General features: G+C 62.2%; 15 protein-coding genes. 7 read left to right on the top strand and 8 right to left on the bottom strand.

The window, feature by feature from the left end; all coding sequences use genetic code 11:
• Positions 1–37 precede the first annotated feature (37 nt).
• From sixA to ACIPZH_RS22955, 3 genes are read right to left on the bottom strand one after another with little or no spacing between them, the layout of a single operon-like run.
• On the bottom strand, positions 38–496 hold the full coding sequence (sixA, locus tag ACIPZH_RS22965; protein ID WP_241807032.1) for a phosphohistidine phosphatase SixA: 459 nt from the start codon (positions 494–496) through the stop codon (positions 38–40).
• The gene (locus tag ACIPZH_RS22960) at positions 493–840 is read right to left on the bottom strand and encodes a DUF4389 domain-containing protein (RefSeq protein WP_046785237.1); all 348 of its coding nucleotides are present in this window, start codon (positions 838–840) and stop codon (positions 493–495) included. The genes sixA and ACIPZH_RS22960 overlap by 4 nt, the downstream gene beginning before the upstream one ends.
• A gap of 57 nt (positions 841–897) precedes the next feature.
• Positions 898–1,923, bottom strand: a complete 1,026-nt coding sequence (locus tag ACIPZH_RS22955) for an NAD(P)H-dependent glycerol-3-phosphate dehydrogenase (protein ID WP_241807033.1) — start codon at positions 1,921–1,923, stop codon at positions 898–900.
• A 349-nt stretch (positions 1,924–2,272) separates the two neighbouring features.
• On the opposite strand from ACIPZH_RS22955, the gene ACIPZH_RS22950 reads away from it, so the two are divergent.
• The 5 genes from ACIPZH_RS22950 to fabB all read left to right on the top strand — a co-directional run bounded on the left by ACIPZH_RS22950 (position 2,273) and on the right by fabB (position 9,187).
• The gene (locus ACIPZH_RS22950; RefSeq protein WP_400637962.1) at positions 2,273–4,420 is read left to right on the top strand and encodes a TonB-dependent receptor plug domain-containing protein; all 2,148 of its coding nucleotides are present in this window, start codon (positions 2,273–2,275) and stop codon (positions 4,418–4,420) included.
• Positions 4,420–5,310: an ABC transporter substrate-binding protein gene (locus ACIPZH_RS22945; RefSeq protein WP_400637961.1), complete on the top strand. Its 891-nt coding sequence runs from the start codon at positions 4,420–4,422 to the stop codon at positions 5,308–5,310. The genes ACIPZH_RS22950 and ACIPZH_RS22945 overlap by 1 nt, the downstream gene beginning before the upstream one ends.
• Positions 5,307–7,238 (top strand): ATP-binding protein, encoded by a 1,932-nt coding sequence (locus ACIPZH_RS22940; RefSeq protein WP_241807036.1) that lies wholly within the window; start codon positions 5,307–5,309, stop codon positions 7,236–7,238. The genes ACIPZH_RS22945 and ACIPZH_RS22940 overlap by 4 nt, the downstream gene beginning before the upstream one ends.
• Before the next feature lie 201 nt (positions 7,239–7,439).
• Positions 7,440–7,955, top strand: a complete 516-nt coding sequence (gene fabA, locus ACIPZH_RS22935; protein ID WP_241807037.1) for a 3-hydroxyacyl-[acyl-carrier-protein] dehydratase FabA — start codon at positions 7,440–7,442, stop codon at positions 7,953–7,955.
• An 11-nt stretch (positions 7,956–7,966) separates the two neighbouring features.
• Positions 7,967–9,187 (top strand): beta-ketoacyl-ACP synthase I, encoded by a 1,221-nt coding sequence (fabB, locus tag ACIPZH_RS22930; protein ID WP_400637959.1) that lies wholly within the window; start codon positions 7,967–7,969, stop codon positions 9,185–9,187.
• Positions 9,188–9,277: 90 nt separating this feature from the next.
• Here fabB and ACIPZH_RS22925 read toward each other — a convergent pair whose 3' ends face one another.
• On the bottom strand, positions 9,278–10,282 hold the full coding sequence (locus tag ACIPZH_RS22925; RefSeq protein WP_400637958.1) for an amidohydrolase family protein: 1,005 nt from the start codon (positions 10,280–10,282) through the stop codon (positions 9,278–9,280).
• A gap of 115 nt (positions 10,283–10,397) precedes the next feature.
• Between ACIPZH_RS22925 and ACIPZH_RS22920 the strand changes: the two genes are divergently transcribed.
• The gene (locus tag ACIPZH_RS22920) at positions 10,398–11,261 is read left to right on the top strand and encodes a pirin family protein (RefSeq protein ID WP_400637957.1); all 864 of its coding nucleotides are present in this window, start codon (positions 10,398–10,400) and stop codon (positions 11,259–11,261) included.
• A 174-nt stretch (positions 11,262–11,435) separates the two neighbouring features.
• On the opposite strand, the gene ACIPZH_RS22915 is transcribed toward ACIPZH_RS22920, so the two are convergent.
• The 4 genes from ACIPZH_RS22915 to ACIPZH_RS22900 form a co-directional block, all read right to left on the bottom strand.
• Positions 11,436–12,161, bottom strand: coding sequence for a dienelactone hydrolase family protein (locus tag ACIPZH_RS22915; RefSeq protein ID WP_241807041.1), 726 nt, complete (start codon positions 12,159–12,161; stop codon positions 11,436–11,438).
• A 64-nt stretch (positions 12,162–12,225) separates the two neighbouring features.
• Positions 12,226–14,130 carry a molecular chaperone HtpG gene (gene htpG, locus ACIPZH_RS22910; RefSeq protein ID WP_241807042.1) on the bottom strand — a complete coding sequence of 635 codons (1,905 nt, stop codon included), beginning with the start codon at positions 14,128–14,130 and terminating at the stop codon, positions 12,226–12,228.
• Between the two features lie 69 nt (positions 14,131–14,199).
• On the bottom strand, positions 14,200–14,682 hold the full coding sequence (locus ACIPZH_RS22905; protein WP_400628370.1) for a PaaI family thioesterase: 483 nt from the start codon (positions 14,680–14,682) through the stop codon (positions 14,200–14,202).
• Entirely contained in the window at positions 14,679–15,155 is a 477-nt protein-coding gene (locus tag ACIPZH_RS22900) for a PaaI family thioesterase (protein ID WP_400637955.1), read from the bottom strand. Before ACIPZH_RS22900 ends, ACIPZH_RS22905 begins: the two co-directional genes overlap by 4 nt.
• A 170-nt stretch (positions 15,156–15,325) precedes the next feature.
• Between ACIPZH_RS22900 and ACIPZH_RS22895 the strand changes: the two genes are divergently transcribed.
• Positions 15,326–15,595 carry a hypothetical protein gene (locus ACIPZH_RS22895; RefSeq protein WP_012315342.1) on the top strand — a complete coding sequence of 90 codons (270 nt, stop codon included), beginning with the start codon at positions 15,326–15,328 and terminating at the stop codon, positions 15,593–15,595.
• Positions 15,596–15,639 lie beyond the last annotated feature (44 nt).

Genomic DNA, 15,639 nt, shown 5'->3' with positions numbered 1-15,639 from the left:
GGCACGGCAACAGGCACCAAGGCCCGTTGCCGATCACTCAAGGGGCGTGATGCAGGGCCTGCAGGGTCATCAGCCCCGCCAGCGGCCAGTCGCCTTCAAGCTGCGCCAGGCTGGCGGTGCTCAGCGGCGCAGGCTGTTGCGCGTGGCCATGCTCCAGCATGCCCACCAGCGCGCCCACCAACGGCTGGTGGCTGACCAGCAATACCTGCTCAAGCCCCAGGCGTTCGAGTTCGGCGATCACCTCTTGCACATTGCTTTCCGGCGTCAGCCAGGGCACGGTGCGCACCGGCTCGGCGAAGCCCAGAGTGTCATGTACCAGGGCGGCCGTTTGCTGAGCACGCACGTAGGGGCTGGCAAGGATGGCCTGCAGCGGCTGGCCAAGCAGGTGCGCAGCACTGTGCAGCACCTGCTCGCGGCCGTGGGCAGTCAGGCGCCGTTCGGCGTCGGTGTTGGCCCTGGGCTCAGCCTCACCGTGGCGCAATACCCACAGTTTCACAGTTTAGGCTCCTCGTCGCGTACCGGATGGGGTGCTGGGGCAACGGCATGGGGCGCTTCGCCTTCCGGCGCACGCGGCGTGGGCCAGTCAGCGAAAGGCCACGGTTTGCTGTCGGTATGGAAGGTGCCAAAGCGACCGATCTGCGCCAGATACTGGCTCAGGCTGTCGCCGAAGTTCATCAGGCTGGCGCTCGGCGCGCCGTAGATCAGGCGGTAGATGAGCTGCACCAGCACCAGGCCGCCGAGCAACAGCTCGGCCAATTGCCACACCACCAGAAACACCAGCATCCACAACACGCGCAGGATGATCGATTCGCGCTGGGCGCGCTCAGGGGTATCGTTCATGTGTCGCTCCTTGTTCTGTCCAAAGCCGCTGAAGGCTCAGTTGAAGCCGCTGAAGGCTCAGTTGAAACCGCTGATGGAAATGAAGTCGACGTCGGTCTTGGGCTCGGCACGCATCAGGCGCTCGATCACCTGGTTCAGCGTGCGGCCTTCGAAGAGGATGGCGTGCAGCCCGGCCACCAGCGGCATGTAGACCTGGACCTCCTCAGCCTTGGCCTTGAGTACCTTGAGGGTATTGACCCCTTCGGCCACTTCGCCCAGGCGAGTGACTGCCTGCTCCAGCGTCAGGCCCTGGCCCAGGGCGTGACCGACCTGGTAGTTGCGGCTCTTGGGCGAAGAACAGGTGACGATCAGGTCGCCGACCCCGGCAAGGCCGAGGAAGGTCATGGGGTTGGCACCCTGGCTCACGGCGAAACGGGTCATTTCGGCCAGCGCCCGGGTAATCAGCATGCTCTTGGTGTTTTCGCCCATCCCCAATGCCACGGCCATGCCAGCGATGATCGCATAGACGTTCTTCAGGGCACCGCCCAGCTCGACACCAAAGCGGTCGCTGCTGGCGTAGACACGGAAGGTACGCCCGTGCAATACCGCCTGCACGCGCTGGCAGAGGTCTTCATCTTCGCTGGCGACCACGGTAGCGGTCAGCGCATGCTCAGCGATCTCGCGGGCCAGGTTTGGCCCGGACAACACACCGATTCGTGCATCGGGTGCGATTTCTTCGAGGATCTGGCTCATCAGCTTGAAGCTCTGTGCTTCGATGCCTTTGGTCAGGCTGACCAGGCATTTGCCGCGCAACAGCCCGGCATGCGGGGCCAGGACGCTGCGCAAGGCGCTGGAAGGCAGCGCAACGAAGATCAGGTCGCTGCTGTGCAACGTGGCCAGCAGGTCGTTGACCGGCTCGACGCCGTCATGCAGGCGGATGCCTTTGAGGTAGCGCGGGTTCTCGCGATTGATGCGCATGGCCTCGGCCTGCTCAGGGTCACGCATCCATTGGCGCACCGGCACGCCGTTCTGCGCCAGCAAGTTCGCCACTGCGGTGCCGAAGCTGCCGCCTCCCAGAACTGCAACAGGTTGCTGTTCAGTCATATTCAATCCGTTAAAGCCATTAGTTAATTGGCGACGGGGTCCATTATACGACCAAGCCAGGGATTGCGAGCTACAAGCTGCAAGCTGCAAGCTGCAAGCTGCAAGCCGCAAGCTGCAAGCCGCAAGCTGCAAGCCGCAAGCCGCAAGCCGCAAGCCGCAAGCCGCAAGCCGCAAGCCGCAAGCTTCAAGCTTCAAGCTTCAAGCTTCAAGCTTCAAGCTTCAAGCCATAAGAAACCCTTGTGGCCAGTGAGGTCGCTGTTTCTTGCAGCTTGTAGCTTGTAGCTTGTAGCTCGTAGCTTGCAGCCCGCAGCCCACCGTTTGGCTGGCAAAAGCTCCATGGTCAGTTAACATGCCTGTTTCAACTCTGATACAAGGCCGTATCGTGTTCCCTGGCACGCCTCCCTACCCTCGCCTGTTGCTGCTGACAGCATTGCTCGGCAGCCCGGCCGTGGCCGACGACCTGTTCATCGACAACGCCGACCTGCCACAGGTTCTGACCGCCACCCGGCTGAAACAGTCCCCGGCCGCCGTGCCGGGCAGCATGACCGTGCTCGACAGCGAACTGATCCGAGCCAGCGGCGCCCGCGACATTCCCGAACTGCTGCGCCTGGTGCCGGGGATGATGATCGGCTACGGCGCCGGCAACCAGCCGACCGTCAACTACCACGGCACCAACGTCAACGAAGCCCGACGCATGCAGGTGCTCATCGACGGCCGCTCGGTGTACCGCGCCGGCCTGGCCACGGTGGACTGGAGCGACATCCCGGTGGCGCTGGAGGACATCGAACGCATCGAGGTGTTCCGCGGCCCCAACACCGTCAGCTACGGCGCCAACGCACTGATGGCGGTGGTCAACATTCTCACCCGCAATCCCGCCGACAGCCACGGCACGCGCATGAAGCTGACCCGCGGCCAGGATGGCATCGATGACTACTACCTCAGCCACGGCTTCGGCTGGGACGGCGGTGACCTGCGCCTGTCGGTGTCGGGCCAGAAAGATGACGGCTTCGATGAAAACCAGTTCGGCCAGGATTACCGCGACAGCCGCCGCCTGAACCGCTTCAACCTCAGCGTCAGCCACAACCTGGCGACAAACCAGACACTGGAATGGCAACTGGCAGCCAAAGAAGGCAGCAACCAGCGGCCCTATACCTACCAGCCCGTATTCCCCTTCGTCACCGAAAGCGGCAACAATGCCGACGTCAACGCCAAGGACTACGCAGGCTCCGTGCGCTGGAACATCGACTTCAACCCTGACCACAGCCTGTACGTGCAGGGCTCGGCTCAGCACTTCGACCGCCAGCAGGTCTGGCGCGCCTGCGACGCAGCGCTGTCGTTCAGCCCGGAACTGACCCGGCTGTGGCAGCTCAACCCGAATTTCGCCGAGCAGGTCGCCCGCGGCGCCAACAACCCGCCCAACAGCAGCAACCCCGAAGAGCAGGCGCTGGTCGATGCCATCAAGGACCAGTGGAACAACCAGGGCGGCAGCAACGTGGTGTGCGGCGATGTCGACCAGAGCACCCGGGAAACCCGCTACGACCTGGAAATCCAGGACACCCTGAGCCTGACCGAAAACCTGCGCCTGCTCAGCGGCATGAACTACCGTTATGACCGCGCCGACTCGCAGACGTATTTCGACGGCGGCCTCGACGATCAGACCTGGCGCCTCTTTGGCCAGTTGGAGTGGCGCGCGGACGAGCATTGGATCGTGCAGGGCGGCGCGATGTTCGAAGATTCGCAACTGTCCGGCAGCTCGCTGTCACCGCGCATGGCGGTCAACTACCTGATCACCCCACGCCACGGCTTGCGTGCGGTGTATTCCGAGGCAGTGCGCTCCCCGGACATGTTCGAGAACAACGTCAACTGGAGCTACACGGTTACGAACCTGACCCCTACTGCGTTCGGCCAGCAGAACGGCGAGTATTTCGTCAAGACCCGCGGGCCGGGCGACCTCGACCAGGAACGCATGCGCTCACGTGAGCTGGGCTACAACGGCCAGTTCACCGATATCGACCTGAACATGGATGTGAAGCTGTTCTACGACGAGATCACCGGAATGATCAGCGAGCCACTGCGCAACAACCAGTACATCGCCAGTAACGCCAACAAGGCCCGATTCAGCGGCAGCGAGGCACAGCTGGACTGGCGACCCACCCGGCGCGACCGCCTGCGGCTCACTTATGCCTATGTCGATGCCTGGGCCAGCAACCCCGCCGACAGCGCCAACACTGCCCGCAACAGTGGCTCGGCGGGGTGGATGCGCGAATGGGGTGATGGCTGGTCCAGTGCGCTGTTCTACTACGGGGACGATGCACTCAACCAGTACCGCTACGAGCGCCTCGACCTGCGTCTGGCCAAACGCTTTCGTATCCAGGGCAGCACCCTCGAACTGGCCGCGTTATGGCAGCAGCGCCTGGACAACGAACCGACCACCACCGTGCAGAACCGCTATGACAGCCGTCACCGCCTGAGCGTCAGCGCGGAGCTGGAGTTCTGATGGCCCGTCTGCTGCGCCTGCTGGTGTTCTGCCTTTGGCCAATGGGTTCGCTGTCCGCCAGCGAAATCCTGTTGGTCGGTGGCGAGGAACAGCCCGGCATCCGCAGCTTTGTCGCAGCGCTCGAAAGCCGCCGCAACCACGATCAGGTAAGGTTTCAGACCGTCGACCAACTGCCGCGCCCAGGCAAGCTTCCGGCTGACCTGCGCCTGGTGCTGATTGACAGCGCCGCACTGGAGTGGCGCCTGGCCGAGAGCAAAGGCCCGCCGGCCTTGGCCATGCGCATCAGCCGCGTAGAGGCCGAGCAGCGCCTGGGAAAGTCGCGACCGGCGTACTTGACCCTGCTGTGGAGTGATCCGCCCCTGGCCCGCCAGCTGCGCCTGGCCCGCTACCTGTTGCCGCAAGCCCAACGCATCGGCGTGCTGTACGCAGAACACAGCCATTTTCTGCTTGACGAGCTGCGCCAGGCAGCCCGGCCTCTGGGGCTGGAAATCGTCGCCCAGCAATGGCCGGACCAGCGCGACAGCCGGCCGCTGCTGAATCTGTTGGGCAACAGCGACGTGCTGCTGGGCCTGGAAGACCCCGACCTCTACAACTCCAAGACCGCCAAGAACCTGCTGCTCAGCAGCTACGGCCGGCAGATGGCGTTGATCGGCCCGAACGCTGGTTTTGTCCGCGCCGGTGCTCTGGCCAGTACCTACAGCGATCAGGAAGACTGGCTGGCGGTGCTCGACCGACTGCTCGACCGCCCGCCAGCGCAATGGCCGCGCAGCCTGTACCCCGACCGCTTCGGGGTCAGTGGCAACCAGCAGGTGGCTCGCGCCCTGGGCCTGGAACCGATCGATCCAAACGCCACTGCCAAGGTTTTGGCCGAAGGAGAACCCACCCCATGAGCAAACGCCTGAGCTGGGATATCCACACCCGCACCCAGATCATCAGCCTGGGCCCTGCGCTGCTGCTGACGTTGCTGCTGATCAGCTTCTTCACCTTCGTGCGTATTCAGGACCTGCGTCAGGAGCTCAACCATACCGGCCAACTGATCGCCAACCAATTGGCCCCGGCATCCGAATATGGGGTGATCTCAGGCAACAACGAAGTGCTCGAGGGGTTGATGCGCGCCACCCTGAGCATTCCACATGTGCGCTTTCTGGAAGTGCAGGACAGCCGCAACCATATCCTCGTCTACGTCGAGCAGGCCGACGAAAGCACCAACCGGGCGCAGCGGGTAGAGGTATTCCAGGCTCCGATCCGCCTTCAACAGATCCGCCTGGACAGTGACTTCCTGCAGCAGGGCAAGGCGCCATCGCCGGCGATCGGGGACGATTATCTGGGGCGGGTGATCGTCGGCATGTCGGACGACGCCTTCAGCCAGCGCCAACAGGAGATCGTCATCAAGGCCGGCATCCTGGCACTGTTCGCCCTGCTGTTCACCTTCCTGCTCGCACGCCGGCTGGCCATGAGCCTCGCAAAGCCGATCAGCGACATGGGCCATGCGGTCAAGGCCATTCAGCAAGGTGACTACAACACCCCGCTGCCAGTGGTCGACGACAGCGAACTGGGGCACCTGGCGCGCCACATCAACAACCTGGCCAGCGCCCTGGAACAGGCCAGCGCCGAACAGAAGCAAGCCATTGCCCAGTTGATCCAGGCCCGCGAGGAGGCCGAGCAGGCCAACGGCGCCAAGTCGGAATTCCTGGCGATGATGAGCCACGAGTTGCGTACCCCCATGAATGGCGTGCTGGGCATGCTGCAACTGCTCGAAACCACCCAGCTGACCAGCGAGCAGGCCGAGTACACCGCTGTGGCCAGCGAGTCCACCGGGCACTTGCTCAAGGTGATCAACGACATTCTCGATTTCTCCCGGATCGAACGCACCACCCTGCAACTGGAGCATATCGACTTCAACCTCGCCGACCTGATCGCCAGCAGCGTGCAGTCCTTCCAGCACAGCGCACAGCAACGGGGCCTGGACCTGCAACTGCAATTACCGCCCCAGAGCCAGCAGCTGCAGGTGGTCGGCGACCCCACGCGCATCCGCCAGATCCTCCTCAACCTGGTCGGCAATGCCTTGAAGTTCACTGAACGGGGCCAGGTGCAGGTCGAGGCTCGTTGGCAGGCGCTCGATCGTCAGACGCTCTGGTTCACCTGCAGCGTGCGCGACACCGGTATCGGCATCGACAGCGAACGCCTGGAAATGATGTTCGTCGCCTTCCAGCAGGCCGACAGCTCGATTTCACGGCGCTATGGCGGTACCGGCCTGGGGCTGTCCATCGCTCGTACCCTCGCTGAACGCATGGGCGGCACGCTGCGCGGGGAGAGCCACGAAGGGCTGGGCTCGACCTTCACCCTGGAAATGCCGCTCGCTCTGGCCAGCTCTGCTGCTGCGGCATTGCCCGGCGCGCTGGCGGCTCACACCCCGCTCGCCCAAGGCGAACGGATCCTGCTGGTGGAGGACAATCCGGTCAATCAGAGCGTTATCGAAGCCATGTTGCGCAGCCTGGGCCTGGAGGTCAGCGTGGCCCAGGACGGCATCCAGGCCGTGGAAAAGGTCAGCCAGCAGCGCTTTGCGGCCATCCTGATGGACTGCCGCCTGCCACAGCTCGATGGTTATGAAGCCACCCGACGCATACGCCTGCTGCCCAACGGCGGCCAGCTACCGATCATCGCCCTGACCGCCAACGCCCTGCAGGGTGACCGGGAGCGCTGCATGGCCGCCGGCATGGACGATTACCTGAGCAAACCGTTGCGTCGCACTGACCTGCAGCAGGTGTTGCAACGCTGGCTGCCTGGCCGGACAGTCGCGACTGGCGATAAATGCTAAAGTGCGGCAGTCTTAAGGACTGGACAGGACCGTCATCGGCCCTGAAAATAGACGTTTCAGTGCACACCTGTACTTCTTTCGCCAGGTGCGCTGTGACTTTCACTACAACGCAATAGTCTACCTGTAGGCTGCCGCCCGGACTGATGCCGGGTTGGCCGGGAAGATTCATCCCCTGCCACAGGGGGTTATTGAGGAGCTCGCATGACCAAACAACACGCCTTTACTCGGGAAGACCTGCTGCGCTGCAGTCGCGGTGAGCTGTTCGGCCCAGGTAATGCGCAACTGCCCGCGCCGAACATGCTGATGGTCGATCGCATCACCCATATCAGCGAAGAAGGCGGCAAGTACGGCAAAGGTGAATTGGTCGCCGAGCTGGATATCACCCCGGACCTGTGGTTCTTCGCCTGCCATTTCGAAGGCGACCCGGTAATGCCTGGCTGCCTGGGCCTGGATGCCATGTGGCAGCTGGTTGGTTTCTTCCTGGGCTGGCAGGGCCTGCCCGGCCGTGGCCGCGCCCTGGGTTCGGGTGAAGTGAAATTCTTTGGTCAGGTGTTGCCCACCGCCAAGAAAGTCACCTACAACATTCACATCAAGCGCGTCCTGAAGGGCAAGCTGAACATGGCCATCGCCGATGGCTCGGTCAGCGTTGACGGCCGCGAGATCTACACTGCCGACGCCCTGCGGGTCGGCGTGTTCACCTCCACTGACAATTTCTAAGGGTTATTCGCATGCGCCGCGTCGTTATAACTGGTCTGGGCATCGTATCGTGCCTGGGCAATGACAAAGCTACCGTCACCGAAAACCTGCGCAACAGCCGTCCGGGTATCCGTTACAACCCGGAATACAAGGAACAGGGGCTGCGTAGCCAGGTTTCCGGCTCCATCGACCTCAACCTCGAAGAACTGATCGACCGCAAGGTCTACCGCTTCGTTGGCCACGCTGCGGCGTACGCCTACCTGGCGATGCAGGACGCGATCAAGGACGCCGGCCTGACCGAAGAGCAGGTTTCCAACCCGCGTACCGGCCTGGTGGCTGGCTCCGGCGGGGCCTCGACCCTGAACCAGATGGAAGCGCTGGACACCCTGCGTGAGAAAGGCGTCAAGCGTGTCGGCCCCTACCGCGTCACCCGCACCATGGGCAGCACCGTCTCGGCGTGCCTGGCCACCCCGTTCAAGATCAAGGGCCTGAACTACTCGATCTCGTCGGCCTGCGCCACCTCGGCACACTGCATCGGCACCGCCCTGGAGCAGATCCAGTGGGGCAAGCAGGACATCGTCTTCGCCGGTGGCGGTGAAGAAGAGCACTGGAGCCAGTCGTTCCTGTTCGATGCCATGGGTGCCTTGTCGACCAAGCGCAACGATACGCCAGAACTGGCTTCGCGCGCTTACGATGCCGACCGTGATGGCTTCGTCATCGCTGGCGGCGGCGGTATGGTCGTGATCGAGGAACTGGAACACGCCCTCGCCCGTGGCGCCAAGATCTACGCCGAAATCGTCGGCTACGGCGCGACCTCCGACGGCTACGACATGGTTGCCCCAAGCGGCGAAGGTGCCATTCGCTGCATGCAGCAGGCACTGGCCACGGTCGACACCCCGATCGACTACCTGAACACCCACGGCACCTCGACGCCGGTCGGCGACGTTGCCGAAATCAAAGGTGTTCGCGAAGTGTTCGGCGACAAGGCGCCCAAGATCAGCTCGACCAAGAGCCTGTCGGGCCACTCGCTGGGTGCTGCTGGCGTGCATGAGGCGATCTACTGCCTGCTGATGATGGAGAACAACTTCATCGCCGGTTCCGCCAACATCGACGAACTGGATCCGGAAGTCGCTGACCTGCCGATCCTGCGCAAAACCGAAGAAAACGCCAAGATCGACACGGTCATGAGCAACAGCTTCGGCTTTGGCGGCACCAACGCCACCCTCGTGCTCAAGCGCTGGACTGGCAAGTGATGCTTTGACGCTGTAAATGAAAACGCCCCGACTGGTTCGGGGCGTTTTCTTTTGTGTATGCCTGTGCCGCGCAGCGCTGCGGGCAGAGCGTCAGCGAGCCTTGGGCAAGACCGCCAGGAAGTTGTCCCGCGCCACCTGCTGCGCCACCTCCTGCGGCAAAGCATCCAGAAACGGCTCGAAGCCGTGCATCTGCTCCCCCACGCTGCCAAACTTGCCCACCACGTCAGACCCGAGCATGAAGCGCTCAGGGAAACGCTCGACCAGCGCCAGCCACGCCTTGCGCGGCACCCCCTTGTCATCGAGCAGGTACGGCTTGAGCACAGTCCAGGACAAGTCGATATACAGGTTGGGGTAGTCCTGGAGCAGGCGCGTCAGCACCGGCAATAAAAAATCCATCTGCGTCTGATGCCGATGAATCTCCATGCTCGTGCCCGCGTGCGCCCAGATGAACCGAGTATGCGGATGATTACGCAACGGTTCCTCGATCTCGGCCAGGTAAAGCGGGTTGCGCTCACGCTTTGAGGTGATGTTCGAATGCAGCAGCACCGGCATGTCGCGTTCGGCTGCCAGGTGATAGATACGCGTCATGGCCTCGTTGTTGGCGCGTGGCGTGTCCCCGCTGGTGAGCGCAGTGAGGTCGTCGTGCCGGGTGAAGACTTCACCTATGCCCTGCCAGAGCCCCGGGTAGAGATCGAGCATGCGCTCGATATGGCTGACCGCATTCTTGTCTACCGGATTGAAACCGGTCAGGAAAGGGTGAAAGCGCTTGCGCTGCTCTGCCGGCAGCTTCTGCAGCGCCGCCGCCACGTAGGTATCGGTTGCGCTGTACCAGTAGGCATCGGCGTCGTCACCGGCGTAGTAGCGCGGCCGCTTGGGCTCATCCTCGTGCCATTTCTTGGCCACCGGAATACCGGAAATCATCGAGTGATCGACACCGGCTTCATCCATGGCCTTGATCAGTGCAGACATGCCTTCAGTCTCCTGAAAGAAGTCCACATAGTGCAGGTGGGCGTCACTGTAGCGATAATCACGTGCCTGTGCCGCCTGGCACCACGTTACGCACAACAACAGGCAGGCCAGCACTCTGGCAATCATGGGGCAGCATCCTTCTCTGTGTATGAGCAGAGTAGACCTGACGGGCTAGCCAGCGGTTCAGCCGTGCACGGCAAACCGCTATGCTGGTGCTATTTCCCATCGCCTGGAGCACAGCATGAGCAGCCCATTGGTCATTCGCCCGCGCGCCGAATCGGTCGAGGGCCAACCGATCCTGCGCCCACTGCCGTCGGCGCAGTGCCGCAGCGTCGGCCCGTTCGTGTTCTTCGACCACATGCTCGAAACCGACTATGCGCCGGGCCATGGCATGGATATCCGCCAACACCCACATATCGGCCTGTCGACCCTGACCTACCTGTTCGAAGGCGCGATCCTGCACAAAGACAGCCTGGGCACCGAGCAGCGCGTTCTGCCTGGCGATGTCAGCTGGATGACTGCCGGCAGCGGTGTGGCGCATGTCGAGCGCACGCCTGCCGACGCCCTGGCCCACGGCTCACGCCTGCACGGGCTGCAGGTGTGGCTGGCATCGCCGCGTGAGCTGGAACAAAGCCCGCCGAGCTACAGCCATCACCCCGCCGCCAGCCTGCCCGTGAGCGATAGCCTTGGGGTACGCATTTGTATGATTGCCGGCAGCGGTTTTTGCCTGGAATCACCGGTGCCCGTGCTCTCCCCCACCCTTTATGCGCACGTACAGATGCAGCCGGCAACGACGCTGCTGATACCGCCTGACCACGTGCAGCGGGCGCTTTACCTGCTCGATGGCGAGTTGTTGCTGGGCGATGAGGATGTGGAGCCTTGCAGCCTGGTGGTGCTACCGGAGGGCGAGGATGTGACGCTGTATGCGCAGGGCGAGTGCCAGCTGGTGCTGATTGGCGGGGAGCCGCTGGACGGGCCGCGGCGGATGAACTGGAATTTCCTGGCCAGTGACCCGGAACTGATCGAGCAGGCCAGAGCCCGCTGGGCTGCGGGAGATTGGCCGCAGGTGCCTGGGGAAACCTCAAGGATCGAGTTGCCCCGGTAATGTTGGGGCTGCTCTGCAGCCCATCGCCGGCAAGCCAGCCCACATGGACTTGCGCCGGCTTTTAGAAATTGGGCAAGACGGTTGCTTGCGCAGGTAAAGCGCAGGCCTGAAGAACGGCGCAGTCGGGGTGGGAGCCGGCTTGCCGGCGATGGGGCGCAAAGCGCCCCCGCTATGTCAGCGCTGGAACACTTCTGTCAGCAGGTTGTGCATCGAGCGGAAGGCCCGCTCCGACGTGCGACGGTCATACTGCATCTTGCCCGGTACATTGGCGCCCGGGTCAGTGAACGAGTGCACCGCGCCACCGTAGCTCAACAGCTGCCAATCCACCTTGGCCGCGTTCATCTCCTCCTCGAACGCCGGCAGCTGCTCCTTCGGCACCAGCGGGTCGGAGGCACCGTGCAGCACCAGTACCGAGCCCTGGATACGTTTGGCATCTTCCGGGTTGGGGGTATCCAGCGTGCCGTGGAATGACACAGCAGCCCTCAGGTCAGCGCCATCGCGAGCCAACTCAAGGGCGCAGCAGCCGCCGAAGCAAAAGCCGAACGTGGCTACCTTGCCGGGGGTCAGCAGTGCCTTGGATTGGGCCAGCAGCTGCGAGAGTGCTTCGCGCATGCGCTTGCGCAGCTCAGCACGGTCATCCTTCAAAGGCGTCATGGCCGCGCCCGCCTCTTCAGCATTGGCAGGGCGTACCGATTGCCCGTACAAGTCGGCAATCAGCACCACGTAGCCCTTCTCGGCCACTTCCTTGGCAATGCGCTCGGCACCTTCGCCAATACCCATCCAGTTCGGCGCCATTACAAGCCCCGGGCGCCCCAGCGCACCGGGCTCATACACCAGGCGGCTTTCATACGTCTTGCCGGACAGGTGATAAACCAGCGATTCGACGATTACCTTGCTCATCAAGCACTCCTTGGGCATTCACCATTAAAAAAGCCCGCCGAAGCGGGCTTATCGATGCATCAACTCAAGCAGACAGCTCGACCAACAGCTTGTTCAGGCGACGAACGTAAGCCGCCGGGTCCTTCAAGCTGTCACCGGCCGCCAGCGCCGCCTGATCGAACAGGATGTGCGACAACTCGGCAAAGCGGTCTTCGCTCTGCTCGTTATCCAGCTTTTCGATCAGCGGATGAGTCGGGTTGAATTCGAAGATCGGCTTGGAGTCCGGCACCTTCTGCCCGCTGGCTTCGAGGATCTGGCGCATCTGCAGGCCCAGGTCCTGCTCACCAATGGCCAGGATTGCCGGCGAATCGGTCAGGCGGTGCGACACACGCACTTCGGCAACGCTCTCACCCAGCGCAGATTTCAAGCGCTCGACCAGGCCTTCTTTTTCCTTGGCGACTTCTTCCTGGGCCTTCTTGTCCTCTTCGGAGTCCAGCTTGCCCAGGTCCAGGTCGCCACGCGCGACATCGACGAAGGCCTTGCCGTCGAACTCGTTGAGGTAGCTCATCAGCCACTCGTCGATGCGATCGGTCAGCAGCAGCACCTCGATGCCCTTCTTACGGAAGACTTCCAGGTGTGGGCTGTTCTTGACCTGCGCGTACGACTCGCCGGTGAGGTAGTAGACCTTGTCCTGGCCTTCCTTGGCGCGCGCCAGGTAGTCGGCCAGGGAGACGCTCTGCTCGCCGCTCTCGTCATGGGTAGAGGCGAAGCGCAGCAAACCGGCGATCTTCTCTTTGTTGGCGAAGTCTTCGGCCGGGCCTTCCTTGAGTACCTGGCCAAAGTTCTTCCAGAAGCCCTTGTACTGCTCGGGTTCGTTCTTCGCCAGCTTCTCCAGCATGTCCAGCACGCGCTTGGTCAGCGCGGTTTTCATCGAATCGATGATCGGATCCTTCTGCAGGATCTCGCGGGAGACGTTCAGAGACAGGTCATTGGAGTCGACCACACCCTTGATGAAGCGCAGGTACAGCGGCAGGAACGACTCGGCCTGGTCCATGATGAACACGCGCTGCACATACAGCTTCAGGCCGCGGGGCGCTTCACGCTGGTACAGATCGAACGGCGCGCGGGCCGGCACGTACAGCAGCGAGTTGTATTCGAGCTTGCCTTCGACCTTGTTGTGGCTCCAGGCCAGCGGGTTTTCGAAGTCATGGCCGATGTGCTTGTAGAACTCCTGGTATTCCTCGTCCTTGATTTCGGTACGCGGGCGGGTCCACAGGGCACTGGCGCGGTTGACGGTTTCCCACTCTTCGGCCGGCTGCTCTTCACCTTCGGCGGCTGCCTGTTCCTTGGGCAGCTGGATCGGCAGGGCAATGTGATCGGAGTACTTCTTGACCACGTTACGCAGGCGCCAGCCATCGGCGAATTCCTGCTCGTCCTTCTTCAGGTGCAGGACGATACGGGTGCCGCGCTGTGGTTTTTCGACGGTGGAAACTTCGAACTCACCCTCGCCTTTGGACGACCAGTGCACACCCTCGGCAGCCGGCTGGCCGGCGCGGCGGCTGAACACGTCGACCTTGTCGGCGACGATGAAGGCAGAATAGAAGCCCACGCCGAACTGGCCAATCAGGTGCGAATCCTTCTTCTGATCACCGGTGAGGTTCTTCATGAAGTCGGCCGTGCCAGACTTGGCGATGGTGCCCAGGTGAGTGATCACGTCTTCGCGGCTCATGCCGATGCCGTTGTCCTCGAGGGTCACGGTACCGGCGTCCTTGTCGAAACTCAGGCGAATTTTCAGGTCGGCATCGTTTTCGAACAGTTCTGGCTTGGCCAGGGCTTCGAAGCGCAGCTTGTCGGCGGCGTCGGAGGCGTTGGAAATCAGCTCACGCAGGAAGATTTCCTTGTTCGAGTACAGCGAGTGAATCATGAGGTGCAGCAGCTGCTTCACCTCGGTCTGGAAGCCCAGGGTTTCCTTTTGTGTTTCCACACTCATGGTCTTCAAAACTCCGATCTGATGGCAGTGGGCGCCTGCAGCCGAGTCGGCATGCATTAACGGCGGATGTCATGCAGATGGGGGCAGCCCTGACGATTTCAAGGGCTTTTCCGGCTCAATCTTGAAATGCGCGCGGGCAGTGGCGATCGGGGCTTGTCGATCGCCCTGCCAGGCCGTGATCGCCACATTGGTCACCCGCCGACCTTGGCGCCACAACTGGCACTGCGCATAGGTGTCGCGAAAATGCCCGGCGCGCAGGTAGTCGATGGAGAAATCGATGATCTTGGGAATGCTGGCGCTCTCGCTGTAGATCAGCAGATACAAGGCGGCAGAAAGCTCCATGAAGCCAGCGATCACACCCCCATGGATGGCCGGCAGCAAAGGGTTGCCGATGTTGTCGGGGTTGGCCGGCAGGCAGAACAGCAAATCATCGCCCTGGCGCTCGCAGGTGATGCCGATCAGGCCGGCATAAGGTATCAACGCCAGCAATGGCTGGTAATCGCCCACGGCATGGGCCGCGTTGAGCTGGCGACGTACGTCTTGGGGAATCATGCCCTGCCCTCCTTCAGTGCCTTGCCGAAGCGGATGCCACCTTTGACCTCCTGCCCCAGGCGCATGAAGGTGCCGACAACCTGGCATATCGGCTGGGCGGGGTCGTCCTGATAGGCCATGCCTCGGGTGAAGATCACGTCCCGGGTGACCCGATAGCACTGGGCATGACCATAGATGGGCTTGCCTGCGTCTGCCGGATGCATGTAGTCGATGCGAAGGTCCAGGGTTGGACATACCTCAAAGCTTGGCAGCACGCAAAGCGTGGCCATCCCGCAGGTGGTGTCCATCAGCGTGGTCAGGGCGCCACCATGCACTGCGCCGGTCTGCGGGTTACCGACGATGGCCGGTGACCAGGGCAAGATCAGCGTCATGCCATCGGTGTCCGCCTGTTCCACGCGCATTTGTAACATTTGGCAATGTTTCAGTGCCGACAAGAATCGCTCGGCCATGGCCATCAAGCTTGAATCGGTCATCGGTACACTCCACTTCACTTCACGGCCGCTGGCGCCAGTTACATCTGCATAAGTGTGATAAAAAGTCTATGCGCACTGCAGTGTTATATATCTGTAAACGATACGGAACTATTGCCGCACGGCCGAACTCGAAGGAACAAGTCACTTATTCCACCAAGGAGAAACACCCAATGCGTAAACCATTTGCTTTTGCTCTGATGCTGGCTGCTGCCATGGGCCTGGCTGCTTGCGATAAAGCGAGCGAAGACAAAGCCCAAGACGCACAGGAACATGCCGAGCAGGCCCAGGAAAAAATGGGCGAAGCTCAGGATAAAATGAACGACGCCGCCGAGGAAAACGCCGAAGCTGCCAAAGATCAGGCTGAAGCCGAGCAGAAAGCTGCTGAAGAGGCCGCGCCGGCCACTCCGGCTACCGCACCCGCTGAGCCTGCCAAGCAGTAATAGCGAGGCACAAAAAAACCCGACAATGTCGGGTTTTTTTGTGC

Source organism: Pseudomonas sp. NPDC089758, assembly GCF_044748705.1.
Taxonomy (GTDB): domain Bacteria; phylum Pseudomonadota; class Gammaproteobacteria; order Pseudomonadales; family Pseudomonadaceae; genus Aquipseudomonas; species Aquipseudomonas putida_X.
The sequence above is the reverse complement of the archived record's forward strand: the minus strand, read 5'-3'. Positions and strand labels throughout refer to the sequence as shown.